The organism is Lysobacter sp. CCNWLW3, assembly GCF_036697405.1.
GTDB lineage: Bacteria > Pseudomonadota > Gammaproteobacteria > Xanthomonadales > Xanthomonadaceae > Lysobacter.
In genome coordinates, this window is sequence record NZ_JBAHWA010000001.1 from 956,590 (window position 1) to 977,184 (window position 20,595).

Here is a 20,595-nt window from a genome sequence, read left to right on the forward strand (position 1 = left end):
CGCCCCGCCCGTCCGATCGACCGCCACTGCGAAACCCAACGCTGCGTCGCGATGGCCGTCGAAAACCGCATAGCGCCATCGGGCCCTATTCGGGGCAAAATTGACGGCCTTGCCCGTGGCGCCGTCCGCGGGGACAGGTGCGAACCGGAGCGGTTCCTCGACCCGGGTGGTCATGAGCGCCTCCTTTCTGGCACGTGTCCGCGCTCGACCGCTCCCAACCGAACCAGAGATTCGTAAAGCCTTGAATCAGATGCAGAACAATCAAAAGAGCGGTCCGGCGAAGGGCCACGAAGAGCACACGCCGCTGATGAAGCAATACATGTGTGATTAAGTTTTCTGGCTGTTTTTGAGGGTTTCTCCAGAAATTTCGACTTGGAGCTACACGGGAGCACCCTCCCGAGCGTGTCCTGCTTACCGGCCTTTAGCCATTGAGCGACAGCCACGCTGACACCTGGTCTTTAAGCGTATGCAGTTGCATGTCATAGTCATCCGGCCAGTCGGAGAACGCCTTGGACCGAATGGCCTCTAGCACCTCGCCGGGTACACGTGGGTCCTGATACTGAAAGAGATCGATGGCGGCTTCTAGCTGTCTTGTTGCAGTGTGTAGCTGCATGTCGTAGTCGTCGGGCCACTCCGCCAACGCCTTAGAGAAGATGCCATCGACGAAGTCGCTGGGCTCAAGCGAACCGTAAAAGCGATGAAACTCCAGATAAGCTTCCAGCTGCTTATCGAGCGTGTATTTTTGCATCGCGAAGTCATCAGGCCAGTCTTTCCTGACCCTCTCCAAAATACGGGCACGCACCTCATCGGGAACTGCCATACTCCCTCCTTCGAAGGGTCACTTAGCAGACAATCTGCCACGCGCATCGTATTTGCATCAGGGCTGGGAGCAGCGACATTGGCTGCCCAAACCGCTACGAAAGAAGCGAACGCCTCGACGATCACTGCGCCCCAATTAAGCCCCTAGATGATCCAGGCTCCAAGTAATCCTAGGCTTAGACAGATAGACATGCCCGGCCTCAGTCATGAATAGTCCACCGACTTGGATCGCTCGGACCAACTTCAGCGCGGCTAGAATCGTCGGTGCCAGCTCGCCCGACACTTCAGGAGGAAGCTCATGATCACCAGAGAGGCGCCACTCCACGCGCTGCAAGAGCATGTGGCGCTCACCGAGATCAAGCGTGGCTTTCACGCCCAATCCACCACTGAGAAATGCCTGTTGTTGGGGGAAGAAATCGGCGAACTTTTCAAAGCGGTTCGAAAGACTTCTGGGCTGGCTGTGGATCCTGAATCCGAGGTCAAGGATGTCGCTTACGAACTTGCGGACATTCTCAATTATCCCCTTGCAATTGCAAATCGCTACCAGATTGATCTTGGCGAGGCATTCGTAGCAAAAGAGCAACTAAACGGAGCTAGAACCTGGCTCCCATCGCCCACGCCCACGCCCACGCCAACCTCAGGCTGACGAGGCGCGCGTCGCAATCGGCATTTGCCGTCACCTCGGCGGCCGCAACAGAAAGCAGAAGCTCACGCGTGCGATCCTTGCTCTTGCATCTGCATGATGCCTATTACCGGCGCTCGTAGCCGCGCCAGTGAGCTTACTTCCAGATGACGCCACAGCGTACAGCCCTCCCTGTATCGCTTTCGCAACGACGCACCTCCAAGCTGCTCGCCTCTTCCTTCCGCAGCATCGGGAGACCACCATTTTTGGTGGGCGGCCCCAGCCATCCCAACTGAATGCCTTTAAGCTCTGTGCTTCCCGTTTGGCGCAGCCAGCGCACCCAGTTCCGAGCCTCATCCAAACTGGCAAACACGATGTCCTCTTTTTCCGCGTGGTTGTAGAGGTTGTAGTCCTTGCCTGTGCGCTGGATGGTGAAATACACACGAGCCAAGGCGGCGCGGTCGACGAGTTCAATTTTCGCAGCGCCAGAAGCGTCGATTTTGCCGTAGGAGGCCACATCATCGCCCTCAATCACGGTATCGCCGCCCTTGCTGACCCGACGAAGGACGCCACTAGCGTTAAGGCTGGCCTCAATCGGATCTACCGAGCCGGCATATTTGCGCACACATCGCGCCAGCGTAATCGCACTCGCGTTAGTTTGGGCGGTGCCATCAGCGGCGAACAGACCGCTGGTTGAGTAGATCCATTCCTCGCCAACGGCCGGGGCATTTGGCGCGGCGGGGTTCAGCTCCAGCGTGAAATCCGCGGTGAGGTTCCCGAAAAGATCCAGGCCTACGGACCCTTGCTGCACCAGTGCCGCACCGGGACCTGACAACGAACCGGTGATGGGCGTAAAGCGCCGGGACGATGCCACCGTTTCCTCCAATTCCCGGCTCTGCGTAGCCGTCAAATTCAAGGTGCTGAGCATTTCTTTGGCCGGCGCGATCGCGGTTGCAGCAACGGTCGTCTTGTCGCTGTCAAAATCTGTCAGCCCGGCCGTCTGGCTTTGCTTCATCCGCGTGGTGCCCAACGCTACGGTTTCGTGTTGGGTGTCGAAGCGATTCCAACTAACGAACCTGGCCCTTTGTGGGTCCGCGAGCGTTAACACATACGCCATGGCGTCCAAACGCGTCGACGGTTCGGCGTGACGACCGGCCAGTGACAGAACTAGTCGACGCTCCATACGGATAGGGCCAGGATCGCTGCATGCCTTAGACGGCTTCTCGCCAAGCTTTAGCAAGCCGGCTACCAGTTCTTCCGAAGACTTCGCCGAAGCCCCTACTTGGCCAATCAGCTCGGCCTGCCCCCGATCGCTCAAGCGAGAAATAAAGGGCGCCGATGCTGGGCTCGGTGGAGGACTGGTCACGAACCCCGCCACCGTGTAGTTACCTGTCAGCAGTTCAGACGGCGTCGCCGGCGCCGCCTGCCCTCCTTGGATCGTCAGCTTGGTCGCCATCGCGGTCGTTTCGATAGATCTATAGTGCTTTATCAGTTGCGGTCGGAACGAGCAGCCCGAACTAGCGAGCAGGAACGCCGCACTAATGAAGATCATCTCTCTGCGCATGTCAGCCTTCCCCGATGTAGGTGAAGGCGTAAATTCCCCCGGTGTAAACCTGCCCCGTCCCTTGAGGTGACAGCGACTTGCATTGCTTGAGGCTTGCCTCCCAGTCCTGGGCAGGCAGCATTCCTGGGTTGCCCTTAACCCATAGCTGTCGTTTCAGCTCTTCGATATCAGAGGTTGCGTTCCTGACAGGCCAGTATCCTGGAACGGCATCCAACTCGTAGTCGAGCATGATGCCGAAGTAGTTAAGCCCTAGCTTGGCCGGCTTCTGCTGCGCCTTTTTTTCCGTCTTCGCCATTTGATCCTCCTTGAACATGACGCGCGGCACCTCTGCGCACCATAAGGGCGGGCGCCGGACTGATAAGAGGAAATCCCCCAGCAGCACCCCTCGCTGCTCGGCAGAGCCTACACCTGGACAGACGAGATTCGCGAGCCCCTAAGCGGCCTTCGATCGCCGGATACCGATTTGGCCGGACGCCCGCTTCCTTGACGTTGGGCTTTTAAGATCAGCCGAGTTACCAGGGGAGCAAGCAGATTGCAGCTTATATTTCCGCAATTGAGCTTATGCGCCGGAAGTTTGGACACAAGTCGGGGAGCATTTCTGTGCCCTGTGAGCGCACGAAATCGACGCCCCCCCTCTTGAAAACACGCGCTCCAACTGCGCAATATCAGACCGGGACATCGTCACATCATCGTGCGGCGACATGGCGCAGGGGGCGTCAAAGCATGGAAGAGCTACGCATTGTTCTACTCAGCGGCCCATTTAAGGCCGGGAAGTCCTGCGTCACCGCCGAGCTTGTGAAGGCATATGGCTTCCAGAAGATCAGTTCCAGTGACTACTTACGAACATTAATCCCTGATCTCGCTCAACTGGATGAGGCGGAGACCCGCTTACGGCTTTAGCCCGGCAGCAACGCGCTGAAGCTTGGCGTATGCTCGCCCGCAAGGGGAGCGTCCAATGGGCGCTAGGCCGCAGGACTGGCCAAGGAGTAAAGGAAGTGGCAAAGCGTTCGTCTGGTGGCGGGGCCATTGTGTGGCTTGTCCTCGGGGCACTGGTGCTGATCCTGGCGGTGCCCATGGAGGTCTGGATTGGCATCGGTGTGCTCGGCGTGTTGGGGTGGATCGGCTATTTGTTCATCCGGTTTCTGGTCACCCAGGCCAACGAAGCCAAGCCCCCCTCTCCCCAGACACTAGACCAGCACGAACCTACGCTGGCCGAACTGACCGCGAAGCGCCCGACGCATGCTACTGCTCGGGCGCCGGCCGCACCTGCGATACCCGCTCAATCCGCCAGACCGAGCCCGACCACCGTCCCGCCGCCCCTGCCGAGGGCCCGTGCACAGGACGCGGACGAGTTCTACACCGTTCCCGCAAGCACACAAACGCGCCCCTCGTCCCATCCCCTCCCCGAGCTTCCCTCGGGCTTCGGGGACGGTCGTTGGGTTCCCCGCGGCGAGCATGTGCGGGTGGCTGGCGTGGACCTAATCGGGGGCATGATCTATGTGGGCTCCCGACTGGAAGCCCCCAATGGCGCGATCGACCCGTGCCTGATCAATGGCTACCTCACGGTGGCCAAGGTAGGCAATTACCGCCAGCGCCAGATGGGCTATTGGCCCAGCTATTCGGAGGCCAACGCGAATGAGCGGCGTGCTTACCTGACTTGGCTGGCGGAGGGGCGCTCTCACCCCGACTGCGATATCGGCTATGTCTTCCTGTTCTTTTATGGCTTGGAACGACGAATCATCGTCGATGCGCACGACCCGGCAGCCAAGGCCGATTGGCCGGCGATTACTAGTGAGCTTCGACGGCTGCTTGCGATCTACGGGGAAAAGTCGAATTCGTTCAAGCGCTATGCCGGCGAGCTGCTGAGCTGGATCGAACTTGGCCAAGCCTCTGGCCAGCTCTACGACCAGCCCATCCCCGAGTTTCCAAGGACCTACGAGCTTCCTCCGTATGTGCGCCTAGCGCTGGGTCAGGCCTCACTGGCGCGGGCTCCCCTGCTGGCCTCTCTGGCGCTGGCGTGGCTGCGATTGAGCCCGGAGACCCAGCTGCGCACGGCCGCTACCCGCTGTCCCGATGAGTTTGAGCGTCTGTTTATCCAGCGCTACCACGAAGTTATGGGCGCCGGGCTCGTGTTGCCCAAGAACCGGACCAAGCTGAAATTCAGCTACCAAGCCGCGTCGTCCGGCATGCGCGGCGCCAACATCTCCCTGACCTTCGGCGACACGCCGGATGTCACGGCCCTCACCGCCCCCATCCAGAAGCTGGCCGAGATCGCTAACCAGTGCACCGACGAACTCGGAGCTTACAGCCGGCTAGTCGGCAAAGACCCTGACGCCGCCGGTGGCCTTGAGGGACTGTTGCTACTGCCTGCCAGCCTGTGGCCGGCCGCCACTCAGGCGCGTCTGCGCAGCCTTACCGACCGGATGCGCGAGGGCCGCCTGTCGCTATCGCTGAGAGCTTTGCTGGACACGCTAGGTGCGGGCAAAGGCCCCATCAGCCGCGATCGCGTTCGGGCGCTGGCTCGGGCACTGGAAGGCGCTGAGATCGGCCTCGAACCACATGTGCTGGCTGGAGCCAAGGCACCTGGGGAAACGGACACGGTAGTTCTGTTCGCTCAGCCGATGATGGACGCCTTAGTGGGATCGGGCGCGCACTACCAGACGGCCGCCCTCACGCTACAGCTGGCCTCAGCGATGGCTCAGGCCGATGGGGAGTTCAATGAGCGCGAGATCGCTCACCTGCGGTCCGAGATCGAGGCGTGGTCGCACGTGACGCCCGCGGAGCGTCGCCGGCTGCAGGCACACCTGCAATGGCTGACCGGGTCGCCGCCCACCCTGGCGAGCATGAAGAAGAAGCTGGAGCCCCTCCCGCTCTCGGCCCGAGAAGCCCTCGCCGCGTCCATGGTTGCTCTGGCCCAGTCCGACGGCTTTGTGTCGCCGGAAGAGGTCAAGTTCCTGGAGAAGGTTTACAAAGCGCTGGGCGTCGAACCCAAGCGGGTCTTCAGCGATGTCCATGCAGTCGGTGCCGGCGGCGCGCCCGTGTCCACTACTCAGGCCGAGAAGCAGGGCTTCCGACTGGATACTGCCCGCATCGCCGCCCTGCAAGAAGACACCGCTCGTGTCTCTGAGTTGCTCTCGAAGATCTTCGTCGAAGAAGCCGTGGCCGCTCCGCCACCTGTGGCCGCTGAACCCGAGCCGGCACCTGAAGCCCCTACCCTGCTGGGCCTCGATGACAGCCACGCGGCGCTGCTGCGCCTGCTGCTGTCCCGACCGGAATGGACGCGGGCCGAACTGGAAGATGCAGCGGCCGACCTGGATCTGATGCTCGACGGTGCCCTGGAACAGATCAATGAGGCGGCATTCGATGCCTTCGATGAGCCTCTGTGCGAAGGCGACGACCCCGTTGCTGTGAATACCGAACTCCTAGAGAAAATTGAAGCATGACCACGCCCATCCGCCCCAAAGATCGCGACACCGTCATCCAATCCCTGCGTGCCGGCGTGGTTCCCCGCGCGGGCCAGCACTTGATCCAGGTCGCTCGCGGCCGCGAGATCGAAGCCCTGGTTGCCGACATCGACCGTGTCGCCGATGGTGGCTCCTCGTTTCGCTTCGTCATTGGTGAGTATGGCGCCGGCAAGACTTTCTTCTTGAACCTCATCCGCGCCATCGCAATGGAACGCAAGCTGGTGGTGGCCGGCGCGGACCTCAATCCGGATCGGCGGTTACATGCCACTTCGGGGCAGGCCCGCTCTCTGTATGCCGAGCTGATGCGCAACTTGGCCACCCGCACTAAACCTGATGGCGGCGCTTTGGCCGGGGTGGTGGAGAAGTTCATCGCAACGGCCAAGTCCGACGCCAAGGCGCAGGGCAGCACGTCGGAACAAGTGATCCGCTCGAAGCTCGAACAGCTCTCCGAGCTCGTCAATGGCTATGACTTCGCCGATGTCATCGCCGCCTACTGCAAGGGTGCTGAGGAAGGCAACGAGCAGCTGAAGTCCGACGCGATCCGTTGGCTGCGCGGTGAATTCTCGACCCGGACCGACGCCCGCGCTGCGCTGGGCGTGAGGAGCATCGTCGACGACGCCTCCGTCTACGATCAGCTCAAGTTGGTGGCACGGTTCGTGCGCCTAGCCGGCTACTCGGGCCTGTTCGTGTGCCTGGACGAGCTGGTTAATGTCTACAAGCTGTCCAATGCGCAGGCGCGAAGCTCTAACTACGAGCAGATCCTGCGCATGCTCAATGATTCGCTTCAGGGCACCGCGGTGGGTCTGGGCTTCGTCTTGGGCGGTACGCCCGAGTTCCTGATGGATCCACGCCGCGGCGTTTACAGCTACTCCGCGCTTCAGAGCCGCCTGGCCCAGAATGCCTTCGCTACCGGGGAGCTGGTCGACTACACGGGACCGGTCCTGCGTTTGTCGAGCCTGACGCTGGAGGATTTCTACCTGCTGCTGGGCAAGATCCGTCATGTCTACGCCGCGGGCGACAGCGCGCGTTATCTGCTCCCCGACCCGGCCATCGCCACCTTCATGGAGCACTGTGCAAATCGCATCGGTGACAGCTTCTTCCGCACGCCTCGCACTACGATCACCTCGTTCATCAACCTGCTCGCCGTCCTGGAACAGAACCCTGGCACGGAGTGGCAGAGCTTGATCGGCGAGGTCACGATCGAGGCCGATCACGGTGGGGACAGTGATCTGTCCGTTGATGTGGATGCCGACGACGAGTTGGCGTCGTTCAAGCTCTAACCCGGCAATGTCAGTCTCTCAAGCGTTCCTGCAGCTGGATGCCCGGATCCAACACTATCTGTGGTCCGAGGGCTGGGGCGCGCTGCGCGATGTCCAGGAACTGTCTATTCCGCTGATCCTCCCGGGCGACCAGGACGTGATCGTCGCGGCCAGCACGGCCTCCGGCAAAACCGAGGCTGCGTTCCTTCCGGCGTTGACCCATCTGCTACAGCAGCCCCAGCCGGGACTGATCATATACATCAGCCCACTGAAAGCCCTGATCAACGATCAGTTCGGCCGTTTGGATCGACTGTGCGAGAACCTGGAAGTCCCCGTCTGGCCCTGGCACGGGGATATCACCGCGACCAGCAAGCGCAAGTTCTTGGGCCAGCCCGAGGGCGTGCTGCTGATCACGCCGGAGTCATTGGAGGCCACCCTGTGCAACCGCGGGACCAGTGTGGCGGGCCTGTTCCAGAACACCACCTTCGTGATCGTCGACGAGCTCCATGCCTTCATCGGCTCCGAGCGCGGGAAGCAGCTCCAATCGCTACTGCATCGCATCGAGGTCGCCCTAGGTCGCTCGGTGCCACGCATCGGCCTGTCAGCGACCTTGGGCGACATGAGCTTAGCCGCTCAGTTCCTACGACCGGGCCGATCGGCTGCCATCGTCGACACAGGGTCCACCGCTTCGCAGTTGCTGATCAAGGTCAAAGGCTGTGAAGAACCGCCCGAGATCCGGGCTGCAGAAACGCAGGCGAACGCGAACACCGTCCCGGCCTCCAAGGCCATCGCCCAGCACCTGTTCAAGGTCTTGCGAGGATCGAACAACCTGATCTTTCCCAACCGGCGTCAGGAGGTCGAGCGCTACACGCACCTTCTGAATGAGTTGTGCGAACAAGCCCAGGTGCCCTCGGAGTTCTGGCCGCATCACGGCAACCTGTCCAAGGAGATCCGCTACGACACCGAGACTGCCCTAAAGCAGCGCGAGCGCCCTGCGTCGGCCGTGTGCACCAGCACCCTGGAACTGGGCATCGACATCGGTGCGGTTAAAAGCGTCGTCCAAGTGGGCGTGCCGCCCTCAGTAGCCAGCCTACGGCAACGCCTGGGACGGTCCGGGCGGCGCGCGGGCGAGCCGGCCATCTTGCGCGGGTATGTGATCGAAGACACCTTGGACGAGCAGTCCAGCCTTCAGACGCGGCTGCGAATGGATACGGTGCAAACGGCCGCCGTGGTCTCCTTGCTCATCGAACACTGGTTCGAGCCACCAGCCGTGCGGGGTGCGCACTACTCCACTCTGGTCCAACAGCTGCTGTCGGCCATTGCCCAATACAGCGGCCTCACCGCCGGGCAGGCCTTCGCACTGCTGTGCTCCCCACATGCTCCATTCGATGGGATTTCCAAGGAGAACTTCGCCGAACTGCTCAAGACATTGGGGCAGAAGGAAATCCTGATCCAGGACCACTCGGGGCTGCTGCTTCATGGCCGAGTCGGCGATCGAATCGTCAATCACTACTCGTTCTACGCCGCCTTCGCCAGCGATGAGGAGTTCCGCATCGTGTCGGGCGACAAAGCACTTGGCACCTTGCCCATCGTTCAAATGGTCTCGCCCGGCCAGCGCATCTTGTTCGGTGGCCGGACCTGGCAAGTCCAGGATGTCGACGAGGCCCACAAGACCATCTATGTAACACCCACCAAGGGCGGCGCACCGCCGATGTTCAGTGGCGGCGTAGGGCGGGTCCATACCCGTGTGCGCCAGCGCATGCGCGAGCTCTACCTGGGCGATGATGCGCCCGGCTACCTGGATGCGCAGGCACAACGCTTCCTCGATGAGGGGCGGGCCGCGTTCCGCGGGCTGGGACTGAAAGACGCGATCATGCTCGACCAGGGAAGCGACGCTCTGTTGCTCACCTGGCTGGGTGATGCGGCCAACGAGGCGATCGCCTGCCTGCTGACCGCGCGCGGCGCCACCGCTTTCGCCGCGAGCCTGGGAGTGGAAGTGCAGCGCTCCGGGCGCAGCGTGGACGACATCGCCGACCTGCTGGCCGACATCGGGTCGGAGCCGATCCCTGCGGTCGATGACCTGCTGGCCAACGCCAGCAATCTGGCCCTGCAAAAGTGGGACAACCTGCTGTCGCCCCGGTTGCTTCGGGAGACCTACGCGCGCTCCAACATCGATCTGGACGAGGCCATGGCCTGGATCCGTGCCCACTTCGGTGTCGAAGCCGAAACTGTGCCCGGACCATGAGCATGCTGCACGAGCGACTGCAGCGCCGGGCCTATGTCGCTCTGTTTGGGCGCGGCGACGCCAGCGGGCTCACCATCACTCAGCTGGTTAGTGTGATTCTCATCCTGACGTCCGTGGCCGTCGCTGTGCTGGGCACCGAACCTGTCGTGATCGCCGCCTATGGGCCCACGCTGCGCAGCTTGGAGACCGGCTTCGTTATCGCCTTCTCGTTCGAGTATGTGATGCGCCTGTGGGCGGTCGGAGCCAATCCCGCCTACAACGGGATCTCTGGCCGCATCCGATACGCCCTGAGCTTCTATGCGCTGATCGATCTGCTGGCGATCATCCCCTTCCTGTTCGGATGGGGCGCGCAATCACTGCTGGTGCGCTTGCTGCGACTGTTCCGGCTGCTGGCGCTGTCCCGGCTAATCCGATACTCGCAGGCGATGCGCATCGTGCTCGGGGCCGTGCTGGAGCGCCGCTACGAGCTGACCTTCTCCATGGCGCTGTCGGCGTGCGTCATCCTGCTGTCGGCTGGCGTTCTCTATTCGGTGGAAGCCGACACCAATCCTGAGGCCTTCGGCTCCATCCCACGGGCGATCTGGTGGTCGGTCACGACCCTGACGACAGTGGGCTATGGGGACGCCGTTCCTCAAACTATATTGGGGCGCGTCTTTGCGGCTCTGACTGCCATCGCCGGCATTGGCCTGATCGCCATGCCCACCGGCATTTTGGCGGCAGCCTTCTCCCAGGCATTCAAGAACGTCAAGGACCAAGATCGGGCGCGCAGCGAAGGCCCGAAGGGCGACACGCAGTTCTGATGATGCTCCACCCTTCAAATTACGAACGCCGCTAATTTTGCACGATAAACTCCCCTTGACCCTGCCGGTCGGGGTTCAACAAGGAGGGATACGAGATGGAACTCGGATCGTCCAACTACGACACTCGCGATGGGCTATGCGGTCGCAGCCTCCTGGTTCCTGACGCTTCAGGGACGCCCCTTCTTGGTGCTGGCTGCCATGCGCAGGGTTGGCGACAGCCTGACAAGTCTCTGCGTCCTTCCGCGCCCCTCAGTAGTCCCGAAGGCCGTCAGCCACGAGCTAATCGTCGAGCCGTTGACCGTGCATTGTTCCTAGTATGGTTCGAACGCACACCGGCGCTCCAAGGCCTGTGGGCAGATAGATCCGCGGGCCTTGCGATAAGCGGTGGGCTCGGCCCCCCAATCACCCCGTGCAACCTTTTTCTCATCCCACCAGCGTCGACCCAAAGTCGTCGCTCAACGCCGCACTGGAGCACTCCATGAGCTATAGCGCCGAGATCAGTCGCACGACCCCTACCGCCTTCTTGTTCCTTGTGGACCAGTCCGGCTCGATGCAGGACCAGATGACGAACGGCAAGTCCAAGGCCCAGTTCGTCGCCGATGTGCTGAACCGGACCCTGGCCACCTTGATTACGCGCTGCACCAAGTCGGAAGGCACACGCGACTACTTTCATGTCGGCGTGATCGGCTACTCGGGCTCGACGGCGGAGAACGGATTGGCCGGCCCGCTCTCCCACATCGTGATGCACCCCATCTCTGCGATTGAGAACTCTCCCCTGAGGGTCGAAGACCGGACGCGCCGTATCGACGATGGGGCGGGCGGACTGGTCAACCAGTCAATCAAGTTCCCGGTGTGGTTCGATGCCAAAGCCAGTGGCGGCACACCGATGTGCCACGCGATCACCGAGGCGGCCGCCCAGCTCGCCGCCTGGTGCGACGCTCACCCGGATAGCTACCCGCCGACCGTGCTGCATGTGACCGACGGCGAATCGACCGACGGCGACCCGCAAAACCTGGCCGCTCAGCTCCAGCAGATCGGGACGAACGACGGCACGATCCTGCTGTTCAACTTGCATGTGAGCAACGCGGGTGGAGACCCGGTCAAGTTCCCTGCTTCCGATGCTGGGCTCCCTGATGCCTACGCTCGACTGCTGTTCCAGATGTCCAGCCCCTTGCCTCCGCACCTCCACCAAGCGGCCGAAGAGAAGGGCATCAATGCCACGATGGAATCGCGTGGTTTCATGTTCAACGCTGAGGTCACGGAAATCGTCGACTTCTTCGATATCGGCACGCGCGCCGCACAGCTGCGCTAGTTCCATGCAGATCCTGTTTCACGGCAGCGTGCCCAAGCACGCGGACAGCCCATCGGACAACGAGGATGCTTACCGCGTGGATGCCGAGCGCGGACGCGTGGTGGTGTCGGACGGCGCCTCGGAATCATTCGACGCCAAGAGTTGGGCACAACTGATCGTGGACCAATTCATGGAGACAGGCCCAAACGAGGCCACAGTCGGTGAATGCGTCGCCGCTTTCGCCGCGTTGCACGACCCAGCGGCCCTGTCGTGGTCCCGTGCCGCGGCGTTCGAGCGCGGGAGCTTCGGCACACTGCTGGTGGCGCAGGAAGATAGCGACGGCCGACTAGGCGTCATCAGCATCGGGGACAGCTTGGCGGTCGTGACCGACGGCCACGTCCTGCTAGGCCAATGGCCTTACGACGCCGCGGAGCAGTTCGCGCAGAAACCGGTCCTGCTGTCCACCAAGGCCGAACTCAATGTCGACCTGCTCCAGGAGGACAGCGAGCGCGTCGTGACAGCGACCTGGGAGCGTGGGGACCTGCAAGGCCCGGTGTTCGTGTTGTGCATGACCGATGCGTTAGGGGCGTGGTTGCTCGCCAGCACGCAAGCCGGACAAACGAACGCGCTGGAGCAGCTACTGGAGATCCGAGACGAAGCGGCTTTGGAAACCCTAGTAGAGCGAGAAAGGGACATCGGTGCGATGCGTCGAGACGACAGCACCTTGGTTATTGCGGTGATTTGACGACTGGCGGAGCTAACGTGGCTTACCCGACGCTGGAGCAATACAACCTGGCCCTGGCTTCGCCGCAGCTCACACTGCGCGATGCAGAACTCCGGGGCGGCACGGTCAGAACCACCTCCCTGGGCGTGCCCCGAGCCCTGTGCGGTGGCTTCGCGCTGACCTATACCATCGACACGCCAGGCAAGCGGTATGCCCTGCGCTGCTTCCACAAGGAAGCGCCCGAGCTCGAAAAGCGCTACCGCCTGATTTCTGATCGAATCAAGCAGCTCAATTCACCTTTCTTCCTACCCTTCGATTTCCAGTCGGACGGGATCGTCATCGACAAGCGGCCGTATCCGGTCGTCAAGATGGCTTGGGCGGCGGGCGAAACGCTCAGCGAATTCCTCGATACGCACCATGCCACGCCCACGACCTTGAGCAAGCTGCGGCAGTCGTTGACCCAGCTCAGCGCCTATCTGGAAGGTCAGAAGATCGCCCACGGCGACATTCAGCCGGGCAATGTCATGGTCGGCGCGCAAGGCGCCTCACTCCAATTGATCGACTACGACGGGATGTTCGTGGAGGCGTTCCGCGGATCCCGAGCCACGGAACTTGGGCAGCTGAACTTTCAGCATCCGGCCCGCTCGGCGAGCTACTTCAACGAGACGCTCGATCGGTTTTCCTTCCTGGCCCTGGATGTCGCCCTGCAGGCGCTGATTGCTCAACCGGGCATCTGGAGAACCTCCCGCTCGGATCCCGATGCGGTCGTATTCCGGCGCAACGATTACCTCGATCCGGGATCCTCGCCGGTCTTTGCCCAGTTGCTCAAGCTTCCTGCAGTGGCCGGAGAGGCCAGGAAGCTCGCGCAAGTCGCCTCGGCGCCCATTGATCAAACGCCAAGCCTGGCCGAGTTTTTACAGGGCAAGGGGGTTCCGCAAATCGTTGTCGCCTTCGGTGCGGCGCCCTCCGCGGCGCAGCGGGCCTACCAGGGTGCTTACACCGTGTGCGACGCCCTGTCGTTCTCGCAAGTCCAAGCCCAGGTGGGCAACCGCATCGAACTTATCGGCCGGATCGTGGCGGTGGATCGGCAATACACCAAACGATCCAAAAAGCCCTATCTGTTCGTCAACTTCTCTAATTGGCAGGACGGCCCGTCGGTCAAGCTCAATATCTGGACCGACGGCCTGGACGCGCTGGGCGCCTCCGTGCCGACCAAGGACTGGATCGGCAAGTGGGTATCCGTAACCGGATTGGTCGATCCGGTTTACAACGGCATGGCCCGCAGCGGGAGCTATTCCAGTGTTTCAGTGACGGTCAGTCAGCGCGGACAGATCCAGATCATCGAGGAAGCCGAAGCCAAGTTCCGCCTGCGCGGCGGCAGCGACCCATCCAGGACTGCCGGCCCGCGCAACACCCAAGTGCTGGGGAACATGGGCATACGGCCTGAGACCCCCCGCAGCGCGCCCTCCTCCGTTCCCGCACGATCCGCATCCGTACCGCCGACGCGGCCGGCGCCGCCCCCCGCACCTAAAAGCGCGAACAGCCAGGTGCTGGATCGGATGCGCGGGCAGACGTCCAGTCCGCACACACCGTCGCCACACGGCGTTCTGCCGCACCGCCCTCAGACCAAGCCGCCTGCGCCGGAGGGCGGGCTCGGGGTATTCGGATGGATCGTGGTGGGACTTATGGTTCTGGTGGCGCTGCGAAGTTGTCTCTAGCCTCTGCGAGGGGTCGCATCGAACAATCATCTCCAAGTCGAGCCTATGAAAGTCATTCACGATCAGCAGCATGTGGTCGAGTGGATCCGCGGACTGAACGGCCCCCTCGACATAGCAATCGCATTCTGGGGGGCTGGCGCGATGAAGACGCTGGGTCTCGCCAAGCGATCGCCTAAACCCCGGATCCTGCTTGAACTCGATACCGGAGGCAGCAATCCCTCCGAGGTCGAGAGGCTTTGGAAGACCCTGGGCAAGGACCATGTCCGTTGCTTGCCCCGCCTTCACGCCAAGGCGGTGATCGCCTCCAATGAAGTTCTTATCGGAAGCGCGAACGCGTCCGCAAGCGGCCTCGGAACCGAAGGCCACGAAGCCAGTCACTGGCACGAGCTGGCGCTACTGACCCATGACACCAGCGCTGTTGCCGAGGCACAGGAGTGGTTCTCGCAAAAGTGGGAGGCGTCGGTCCCAATCGACGAACAACGGCTTGCGAACGCTCGTATTCAATGGAAGCGCAACAGGGAAAATCGCCCCTACACCATCGCCAAGAACAACGGACTTCTGTCCTCCGCCATCTCCCATCCAAACGAATTTCTGGAAAGGGAGATCTATGTCGTTACCGTGGTCTCTGGCCTGGATGAGAAAGGGACACGCGCGCTCCAAGAACATCGCAAGCGCTTTGGTCCCGAGGTATACGCGTTCCAGCGCTGGCCGACGATCCCGACGAACGCCGTGCTGATCTGCTTCACGGACTATCCGGACGAAGGATTGTGCGCAGACACCCCCATGGTCTTCCATACGGGCGCGTCACGAATGAAAGGAGCGATGCAGTGGGTCTATCCGGCACCCACTGACCGCCTGGTCGATGGTTTCAAGGTCGAACCCTTCCGCGACTGGCGCTCGCGACTTGAGCTTTATCGGGAGCGGTATCGGAAAGCGTGGGACAAAAACGGTATGAGCAAACGACTGGTAGATTTCGTCCGACACACCGGCCCTGCGTAGCGCACAACGCTCAAGGCCAACTTGGCCGAACCAAGGGCAGATTGCGCGCTGGTCCGCATAGGCTACTTCGTCGCCGGCGGGGCCTGATCCGCCCGTGACAGCGCCCTTTGCTCTCCCTGCCCTACACTCAGGTCTCAACGGATTGACTGATCCCGGCGACCGCTTAGTGGACCTTGTTCGGCCGCTACCACCCTGAGAGGGCACATGGAACATTGGACTGCTCAGGCTACTCAGCTGTTTTGCTCTGCGTCTTGTGCGCGGCCATCGCCTGCGGCTATCTGACTAGAGCTCTCTACTGGAGCCACAGAGCCGATACCGCTCAGCAACCGGACCCCAAGTTCAGCGAGAACAAGAAGTCAGATATTGGGCGGTTCCTTACCTGGATCTTTGTGAGCGCCATCTTCGGCGTGACCGTGCTCGTCGGGCCGCCATGGCTCAGTAAATGAGTATGTAGATCAAATAGCCAAGAACACACGCCAGGGCGATGTCATTGAGAACGCGTTCACGCGTCCACCGTTTGCGGCGCTTGGGTAGCACCTGTTCTACTTGCTCCGGCTTTTCTGGCTTCATGGCCCCACCCTAAGGCCGATCATCCACTTGGCAAACGCACTCGGCGCGTACGAGTTCACTTACCTTTGTTCATAGCCGTTCGCAACGGGCCAGCGCCTGGTGACCTTCGCTCATCGAATGATGCCGGAATAGGAAAACTAGCATGGAGGCAATGAAATCCGCTCGGACGCAAAGTCTATGATCCGCGAGGTTAGGCATTCAGCGCGCGTGCATCAGCACCTATGTCAGAAAAGTTGATAGCACAGAGGATTAATCCAAAACCCAACCTCAACATGGTCTCGGGCTATTGAGCGAAACTCACCCTATCTGACAACGCGATCCAACACCTGGCGCACCAAGGCTGAAATCTGCGCTGCGGGCTCTCTCGCGCGCATGTCCATAGTCAGCTCCAATTGGGCGCCCGCGCCAAGCGCGCCACGATTGCAGATGTTCATTGGCTGCAGAGCCGGATAGGCATGACCGTGTCGATGAACTGGAAAGCCTCCAGCGCTTAACGCATGAAAAATGGCATCCGCCAAAGGAGTATCCAGTCCCCCTACATTGATGGCACCCTCCCCCTTGCATCCGTGTATAGCCAGCACGGTTGTCGCTTCAGCAATGAGGACAAGGCTTTGCGGCTCGTCGAAATGGTGGCTGGTGACATGTAGATCTCTGTTGCCCTCAGCCTTTTTCCCCTCGAACAAGTAGTAGGAATAGTCTTGACCCGCAATATCGCGCGTAAGACGGGAGGTTCCTGGCTCGATCTTCCCCCCATGCGGCGCAATGATGGCAACCTCAGGATTGGCACCACGATGCGTCGTTATCGCGTAGCTCTCGGCAGGCTCCCTAGCCGCCAGGACAGAGAAGTCTGGATACAGGTCTATGTGCACCATTCCTGCAACGCTCCCATCTAAATCCGCACGACGGCGACTGGTCAATCCATACGCCCTACACATGCCAGTGACCTCGGACATCAATTTACCGAAATCCTTGGCGTCGACCCGAACGCTAGGTCCGTCGCTCGCAACTTTTTGCAACTTGCATGAACCTGACCCCAAGCGCCTCAGCAATCGCTGCCGCTTTCCTGGAGAGCGGCACCGTCGATACCAAGATAGAGGTGCCGGGAAGGCGGTGCTTTGGGTAGGCCCGCGCTTCGGCTTGCAACGTGGCACGATATTTTACGCACTGAAAGATTCCGCGGATGAGTTCGGCTTCAGAAGAGTTGCTCGCTTTTACTTCGACTGCCAACCGCGAGGTCGGGCCACAGAGCATGGCATCAATGCTGTCACCTGATTGAAGCGGCGCCTCACACTGGCCATGATTGAAGTGGCCGAAATCGCTGAACCTTTGAGGATTGCTGATCACCCAATGCTTTAGCGCTTCATGTGCTTGGCCCTCACCTTCGCCCCCTATAAGCGGCTTGGTTGGAGGCCCAATCTGGGTGACACGAACCTTCGGCGCAGGAACCGCGGATATGCCAAGAAGTTGCTCCAGACGCTCCCAAAAACTGGTCTCTAGCGCCCAAATACGTTCGACCTCTCGATCAATGATGGCTAGCCGTTTCGGGTCTCTAGTGTGCAGGTCTGTCCCGCGGAGACGAGGCACAAACTGGTTAGCGCCGTCGCCGGCATAGCCCGTGTTGGCGTTCACAACGATCAAACTGATTGGAGGGACCTTAATACCGTGTTTGCGCCCGCCAATGATTGCCGCATCCGCAGCGGCACCCAATGGGCGCCCGTATTTCTGCTTGTTGGATTGAACAGGCTCACCGTATCGCTCATACATCAGCATGGCGAGCTCGCTGTATGAAAGCGAGCCCTGCTTCTCCTTGAGGCGCTCCAGTAGCAGCGCTAGCGTCATGGGGGCGGTTTGTCGCGTCCACCATGCGCTGGCTGAGATGTAGTTACCCCACTCGATTGAACTTCCAATGTTCATCTAACGCCCCCTGGCTTTGTTCCTATGAACGCTAGGACTTTTCTTCTAAGACCTCGATAGAGTCTACCCCGCTACTTTGGGACCCGCACATGAGCCGATCGATCCTCTGAGACCCCGCCCTTGCCTGTCATGACGCGGCGAGGTCTCAACAGGGGCCCCATAGGCCCCTCTGACTAAATCCGGTCAAGCCTAGGTTTGTCGTGCCGAGTTCAAGCCAGCTGGAATACTGGGAAGCCTAGGCTCCGAGTACCACTGGATTCTGCCGCCCTAAGGCCGAGCGTCTCGTTGGCAATGCCCGCACAGGGCGCCCCGACGCCTGACGACACTGCCAACGGAGACGCCAAACCAGACTATCTGCCGACCGCGTACGAACTGCGAGCGGGCGCTTACCGCAGCCTAGCTTTTCTTCGTTGGGGCGCGCAACAAGCGCTGCCCCCTGACTACGAGTTCCAACTGGCCATCCGCCTTGCGACGAAGCACAGCATAGTCTGTCGGCCGCCTCGTTTCGGTGTTCATATCGCCTCCTGGTGTAGGTCCGCGAACTCAAGCCTAAAACATTCAAACCGACGTGGAATTAGCGAAGGAATCGAAAACATGCTCTGAAGCCCCTTGACCGCAGGCGAAGTGGGGCTAGAAGAATCGGGAAGGAGGACGTTTCCCAATGACAGACACGATTGAACCACGCCCTACGCACGACGAAATGCCCGACCATGACCCGGTCTACAGGCGCAAGGTTTGCGACCTTTTTATCGAAGCGAGCCGCGTGCTTGAGCTCCCCTTGGGCCACCGGATCTTGCGCTTGCTGACGCTGTACGAAGAGGGCGAGCTTTCGATACAGGAAGTCGAGAGTGAGATAAGACGCCCCCGCTTCCACTGAGTGCAATGAACGCCTGGCGTTACCGATTACTCACAAACTGCGGTTTATTTGACGTTTATCCGGACGCGGACGAGTGATGCAACGAAAAGCGCGTTACTTCTATTTGTTGCATTACAAGCACCCTCCGGACCGCCTCAGACACCCGCATACCGATCAACGACTTGAGCTAAGTCATCGGGCCTGTCTCCCTCTCCGCAGCCGCCCAACCGCATCCACGCGTATAGCAAGTTGGACCCGCCAATAGCTCGCGAAGAAAACGCATTGACGCAGCGCACCCCGGAGCTATCAAGGATGCATCCCTTATAGAACACCTATATGAATGCCTTCGACGACAACTTCGGTAACGACATCAAGTCCGCAGGTAGGTTGCGCATTGCCAAGCTGCGGATGGGCGGCTCCCACTTCCAGGATATTGAAACGGATGGGCCCGAGGGCACCGCTCAGCTCATCGCTCTCTTGCGCGAAGTGCGCGAGATGACCCGTCGCCGATACTTTGATCGAAAAGGCCAGCCCTACCCCAGCTCTGTACCGCAGCGTTTCTACCCGCGCAAGCTCTCGGCGGAGATCCAGGACTACCTTCGCAGTCGCTCGCTAGAAGGCCTGGACACCAAGTCGGTCGAGCAGATCAGGCGCTCGTTGACGCTGCTGATGGCGGTCTGCGGTGATGTCTATGTTTCCTCGATCTCGGAAGGCGATATCCTGCGGCTGCAGGAGTTCATTCTGTGGACACCTAAGGGACTGGCCAGCCTCCAACGCCTCAAGAACCAGACGCCCGAACAGCTGATCGCTGAAGGCAAGGCCGCCAATTTGCCGCGGCCGGCTGAAGGAACAGTCGATCTGCACCTGCGCCTGCTGAACCCCTTCTTCAAGAACCTCGTCGACCGAGGCATTTTGGGCCACAGCCCGATGGTGGCCTGGAGGAAGATGCGCACGGAGCACGTCCATGACCCTGAGAAGGCCGAGCGAGTCTTCAGCGAGGCCGACCTGCAGCGGATCTTCGATCCGCAGATCTATGCCGAATGGGCCAGCAAATGGCCGCACCGCTTTTGGGGCCCGATCCTGGGCCTGTATACCGGGGCACGGATCAACGAGATCGCGCAGCTCAGGCTCGACGACATTGTGGAGAAGCACGGCACCTGGTGGATGCATATCCGCGCCACGGTGGATGAGGATCTGCGGAACCAGCGGGGACGGCGGAGTCGGGCCAGCGTCAAGTGCGCCACCTCTGTTCGTTGCATTCCGATCGCCCAACCAGTCCTGGATGCTGGCTTTCTCGACTTCATCGCCGATATTCGTGATGGTAGCCATGCCCGCCTCTTTCCCAATCTGTCGTCGGGCCCCGACAAGGACCGGGCGCGCTACGGGGTCGGACTGGCCACCCAGTTCGGCAACTACATGAAGCAGCTTGGCTTCCCCACAGGCGTTCGGTTCCACGCCTTCCGGCACACTTTCGTAACGATCTTGCTCAACGAACAGGTCAAACAAGTGGACATCGCCAGTGTCACCGGGCATGCGCTTGACCAGAGGGTCGAGCGGGTTCAAGCCTACGGCCATGTGGGCAGCCCCAAGCATCCGCCTAAGGAGCGCGTGGTCGATGAGTGCGTCCAGATGGATGTCGTTGCGAAATTCCAGCCAGTAGTGACACTACCGCGCTACGAACGGGGCCAGTTCAAAAAGCAGCTGGGGAGGAAGGCGTGGGTGTATCCTTGAAAGTCCCTTGATCAACCTG

Annotated in this window: 16 protein-coding genes; 10 read left to right on the forward strand and 6 right to left on the reverse strand. The window is 60.9% G+C overall.

The genetic code is table 11. The features are described 5' to 3' along the window. Window positions 1–421: 421 nt before the first annotated feature. Complete coding sequence (locus V1318_RS04265; protein ID WP_332937950.1) at window positions 422–820, reverse strand: hypothetical protein; 399 nt, start codon at window positions 818–820, stop codon at window positions 422–424. A gap of 297 nt (window positions 821–1,117) precedes the next feature. On the opposite strand from V1318_RS04265, the gene V1318_RS04270 reads away from it, so the two are divergent. Beyond that, the gene (locus V1318_RS04270; protein WP_332937952.1) at window positions 1,118–1,465 is read left to right on the forward strand and encodes a MazG nucleotide pyrophosphohydrolase domain-containing protein; all 348 of its coding nucleotides are present in this window, start codon (window positions 1,118–1,120) and stop codon (window positions 1,463–1,465) included. 133 nt (window positions 1,466–1,598) lie between these two features. Here V1318_RS04270 and V1318_RS04275 read toward each other — a convergent pair whose 3' ends face one another. Together V1318_RS04275 and V1318_RS04280 are read right to left on the reverse strand one after the other, a co-directional pair. Next, window positions 1,599–2,897, reverse strand: a complete 1,299-nt coding sequence (locus V1318_RS04275) for a hypothetical protein (RefSeq protein ID WP_332937954.1) — start codon at window positions 2,895–2,897, stop codon at window positions 1,599–1,601. A gap of 109 nt (window positions 2,898–3,006) precedes the next feature. Beyond that, entirely contained in the window at window positions 3,007–3,318 is a 312-nt protein-coding gene (locus V1318_RS04280) for a hypothetical protein (RefSeq protein WP_332937956.1), read from the reverse strand. A 682-nt stretch (window positions 3,319–4,000) separates the two neighbouring features. Between V1318_RS04280 and V1318_RS04285 the strand changes: the two genes are divergently transcribed. The 8 genes from V1318_RS04285 (at window position 4,001) to V1318_RS04320 (ending at window position 15,505) form a co-directional block, all read left to right on the forward strand. Then, entirely contained in the window at window positions 4,001–6,448 is a 2,448-nt protein-coding gene (locus tag V1318_RS04285; protein ID WP_332937958.1) for a TerB N-terminal domain-containing protein, read from the forward strand. Further along, complete coding sequence (locus V1318_RS04290; protein ID WP_332937959.1) at window positions 6,445–7,749, forward strand: ATP-binding protein; 1,305 nt, start codon at window positions 6,445–6,447, stop codon at window positions 7,747–7,749. Before V1318_RS04285 ends, V1318_RS04290 begins: the two co-directional genes overlap by 4 nt. 7 nt (window positions 7,750–7,756) lie before the next feature. Beyond that, window positions 7,757–9,973, forward strand: coding sequence for a DEAD/DEAH box helicase (locus V1318_RS04295; RefSeq protein WP_332937960.1), 2,217 nt, complete (start codon window positions 7,757–7,759; stop codon window positions 9,971–9,973). Next, window positions 9,970–10,773, forward strand: coding sequence for an ion transporter (locus V1318_RS04300; RefSeq protein ID WP_332937962.1), 804 nt, complete (start codon window positions 9,970–9,972; stop codon window positions 10,771–10,773). Before V1318_RS04295 ends, V1318_RS04300 begins: the two co-directional genes overlap by 4 nt. A gap of 478 nt (window positions 10,774–11,251) precedes the next feature. Continuing rightward, on the forward strand, window positions 11,252–12,085 hold the full coding sequence (locus V1318_RS04305; protein WP_332937965.1) for a vWA domain-containing protein: 834 nt from the start codon (window positions 11,252–11,254) through the stop codon (window positions 12,083–12,085). Window positions 12,086–12,089: 4 nt separating this feature from the next. After that, window positions 12,090–12,809, forward strand: coding sequence for a hypothetical protein (locus V1318_RS04310; RefSeq protein ID WP_332937967.1), 720 nt, complete (start codon window positions 12,090–12,092; stop codon window positions 12,807–12,809). Window positions 12,810–12,826: 17 nt separating this feature from the next. After that, window positions 12,827–14,506, forward strand: a complete 1,680-nt coding sequence (locus V1318_RS04315; protein ID WP_332937970.1) for a protein kinase family protein — start codon at window positions 12,827–12,829, stop codon at window positions 14,504–14,506. A 45-nt stretch (window positions 14,507–14,551) separates the two neighbouring features. Then, complete coding sequence (locus tag V1318_RS04320) at window positions 14,552–15,505, forward strand: phospholipase D family protein (protein ID WP_332937972.1); 954 nt, start codon at window positions 14,552–14,554, stop codon at window positions 15,503–15,505. 435 nt (window positions 15,506–15,940) lie between these two features. Here V1318_RS04320 and V1318_RS04325 read toward each other — a convergent pair whose 3' ends face one another. The 3 genes from V1318_RS04325 to V1318_RS04335 form a co-directional block, all read right to left on the reverse strand. Beyond that, a complete protein-coding gene (locus tag V1318_RS04325; RefSeq protein ID WP_332937973.1) occupies window positions 15,941–16,075 on the reverse strand; it encodes a hypothetical protein in 135 nt (44 codons plus the stop codon). Between the two features lie 302 nt (window positions 16,076–16,377). Further along, complete coding sequence (locus V1318_RS04330; protein WP_332937975.1) at window positions 16,378–17,028, reverse strand: poly-gamma-glutamate hydrolase family protein; 651 nt, start codon at window positions 17,026–17,028, stop codon at window positions 16,378–16,380. A 34-nt stretch (window positions 17,029–17,062) separates the two neighbouring features. Continuing rightward, window positions 17,063–17,989 (reverse strand): hypothetical protein, encoded by a 927-nt coding sequence (locus V1318_RS04335; RefSeq protein ID WP_332937977.1) that lies wholly within the window; start codon window positions 17,987–17,989, stop codon window positions 17,063–17,065. Between the two features lie 1,192 nt (window positions 17,990–19,181). Here V1318_RS04335 and V1318_RS04340 point away from each other — a divergent pair. Further along, window positions 19,182–20,576: a site-specific integrase gene (locus V1318_RS04340; RefSeq protein WP_332937979.1), complete on the forward strand. Its 1,395-nt coding sequence runs from the start codon at window positions 19,182–19,184 to the stop codon at window positions 20,574–20,576. The last annotated feature ends 19 nt before the right edge of the window (window positions 20,577–20,595 follow it).

Coding starts and splice junctions, on each gene's coding strand:
- V1318_RS04265 (WP_332937950.1), bottom strand. CDS start 820: ATGGCAGTTCCCGATGAGGTGCGTGCCCGTATTTTGGAGAGGGTCAGG.
- V1318_RS04270 (WP_332937952.1), top strand. CDS start 1,118: ATGATCACCAGAGAGGCGCCACTCCACGCGCTGCAAGAGCATGTGGCG.
- V1318_RS04275 (WP_332937954.1), bottom strand. CDS start 2,897: ATGGCGACCAAGCTGACGATCCAAGGAGGGCAGGCGGCGCCGGCGACG.
- V1318_RS04280 (WP_332937956.1), bottom strand. CDS start 3,318: ATGTTCAAGGAGGATCAAATGGCGAAGACGGAAAAAAAGGCGCAGCAG.
- V1318_RS04290 (WP_332937959.1), top strand. CDS start 6,445: ATGACCACGCCCATCCGCCCCAAAGATCGCGACACCGTCATCCAATCC.
- V1318_RS04295 (WP_332937960.1), top strand. CDS start 7,757: ATGTCAGTCTCTCAAGCGTTCCTGCAGCTGGATGCCCGGATCCAACAC.
- V1318_RS04300 (WP_332937962.1), top strand. CDS start 9,970: ATGAGCATGCTGCACGAGCGACTGCAGCGCCGGGCCTATGTCGCTCTG.
- V1318_RS04305 (WP_332937965.1), top strand. CDS start 11,252: ATGAGCTATAGCGCCGAGATCAGTCGCACGACCCCTACCGCCTTCTTG.
- V1318_RS04310 (WP_332937967.1), top strand. CDS start 12,090: ATGCAGATCCTGTTTCACGGCAGCGTGCCCAAGCACGCGGACAGCCCA.
- V1318_RS04320 (WP_332937972.1), top strand. CDS start 14,552: ATGAAAGTCATTCACGATCAGCAGCATGTGGTCGAGTGGATCCGCGGA.
- V1318_RS04325 (WP_332937973.1), bottom strand. CDS start 16,075: ATGAAGCCAGAAAAGCCGGAGCAAGTAGAACAGGTGCTACCCAAGCGC.
- V1318_RS04330 (WP_332937975.1), bottom strand. CDS start 17,028: ATGTCCGAGGTCACTGGCATGTGTAGGGCGTATGGATTGACCAGTCGC.
- V1318_RS04335 (WP_332937977.1), bottom strand. CDS start 17,989: ATGAACATTGGAAGTTCAATCGAGTGGGGTAACTACATCTCAGCCAGC.
- V1318_RS04340 (WP_332937979.1), top strand. CDS start 19,182: ATGAATGCCTTCGACGACAACTTCGGTAACGACATCAAGTCCGCAGGT.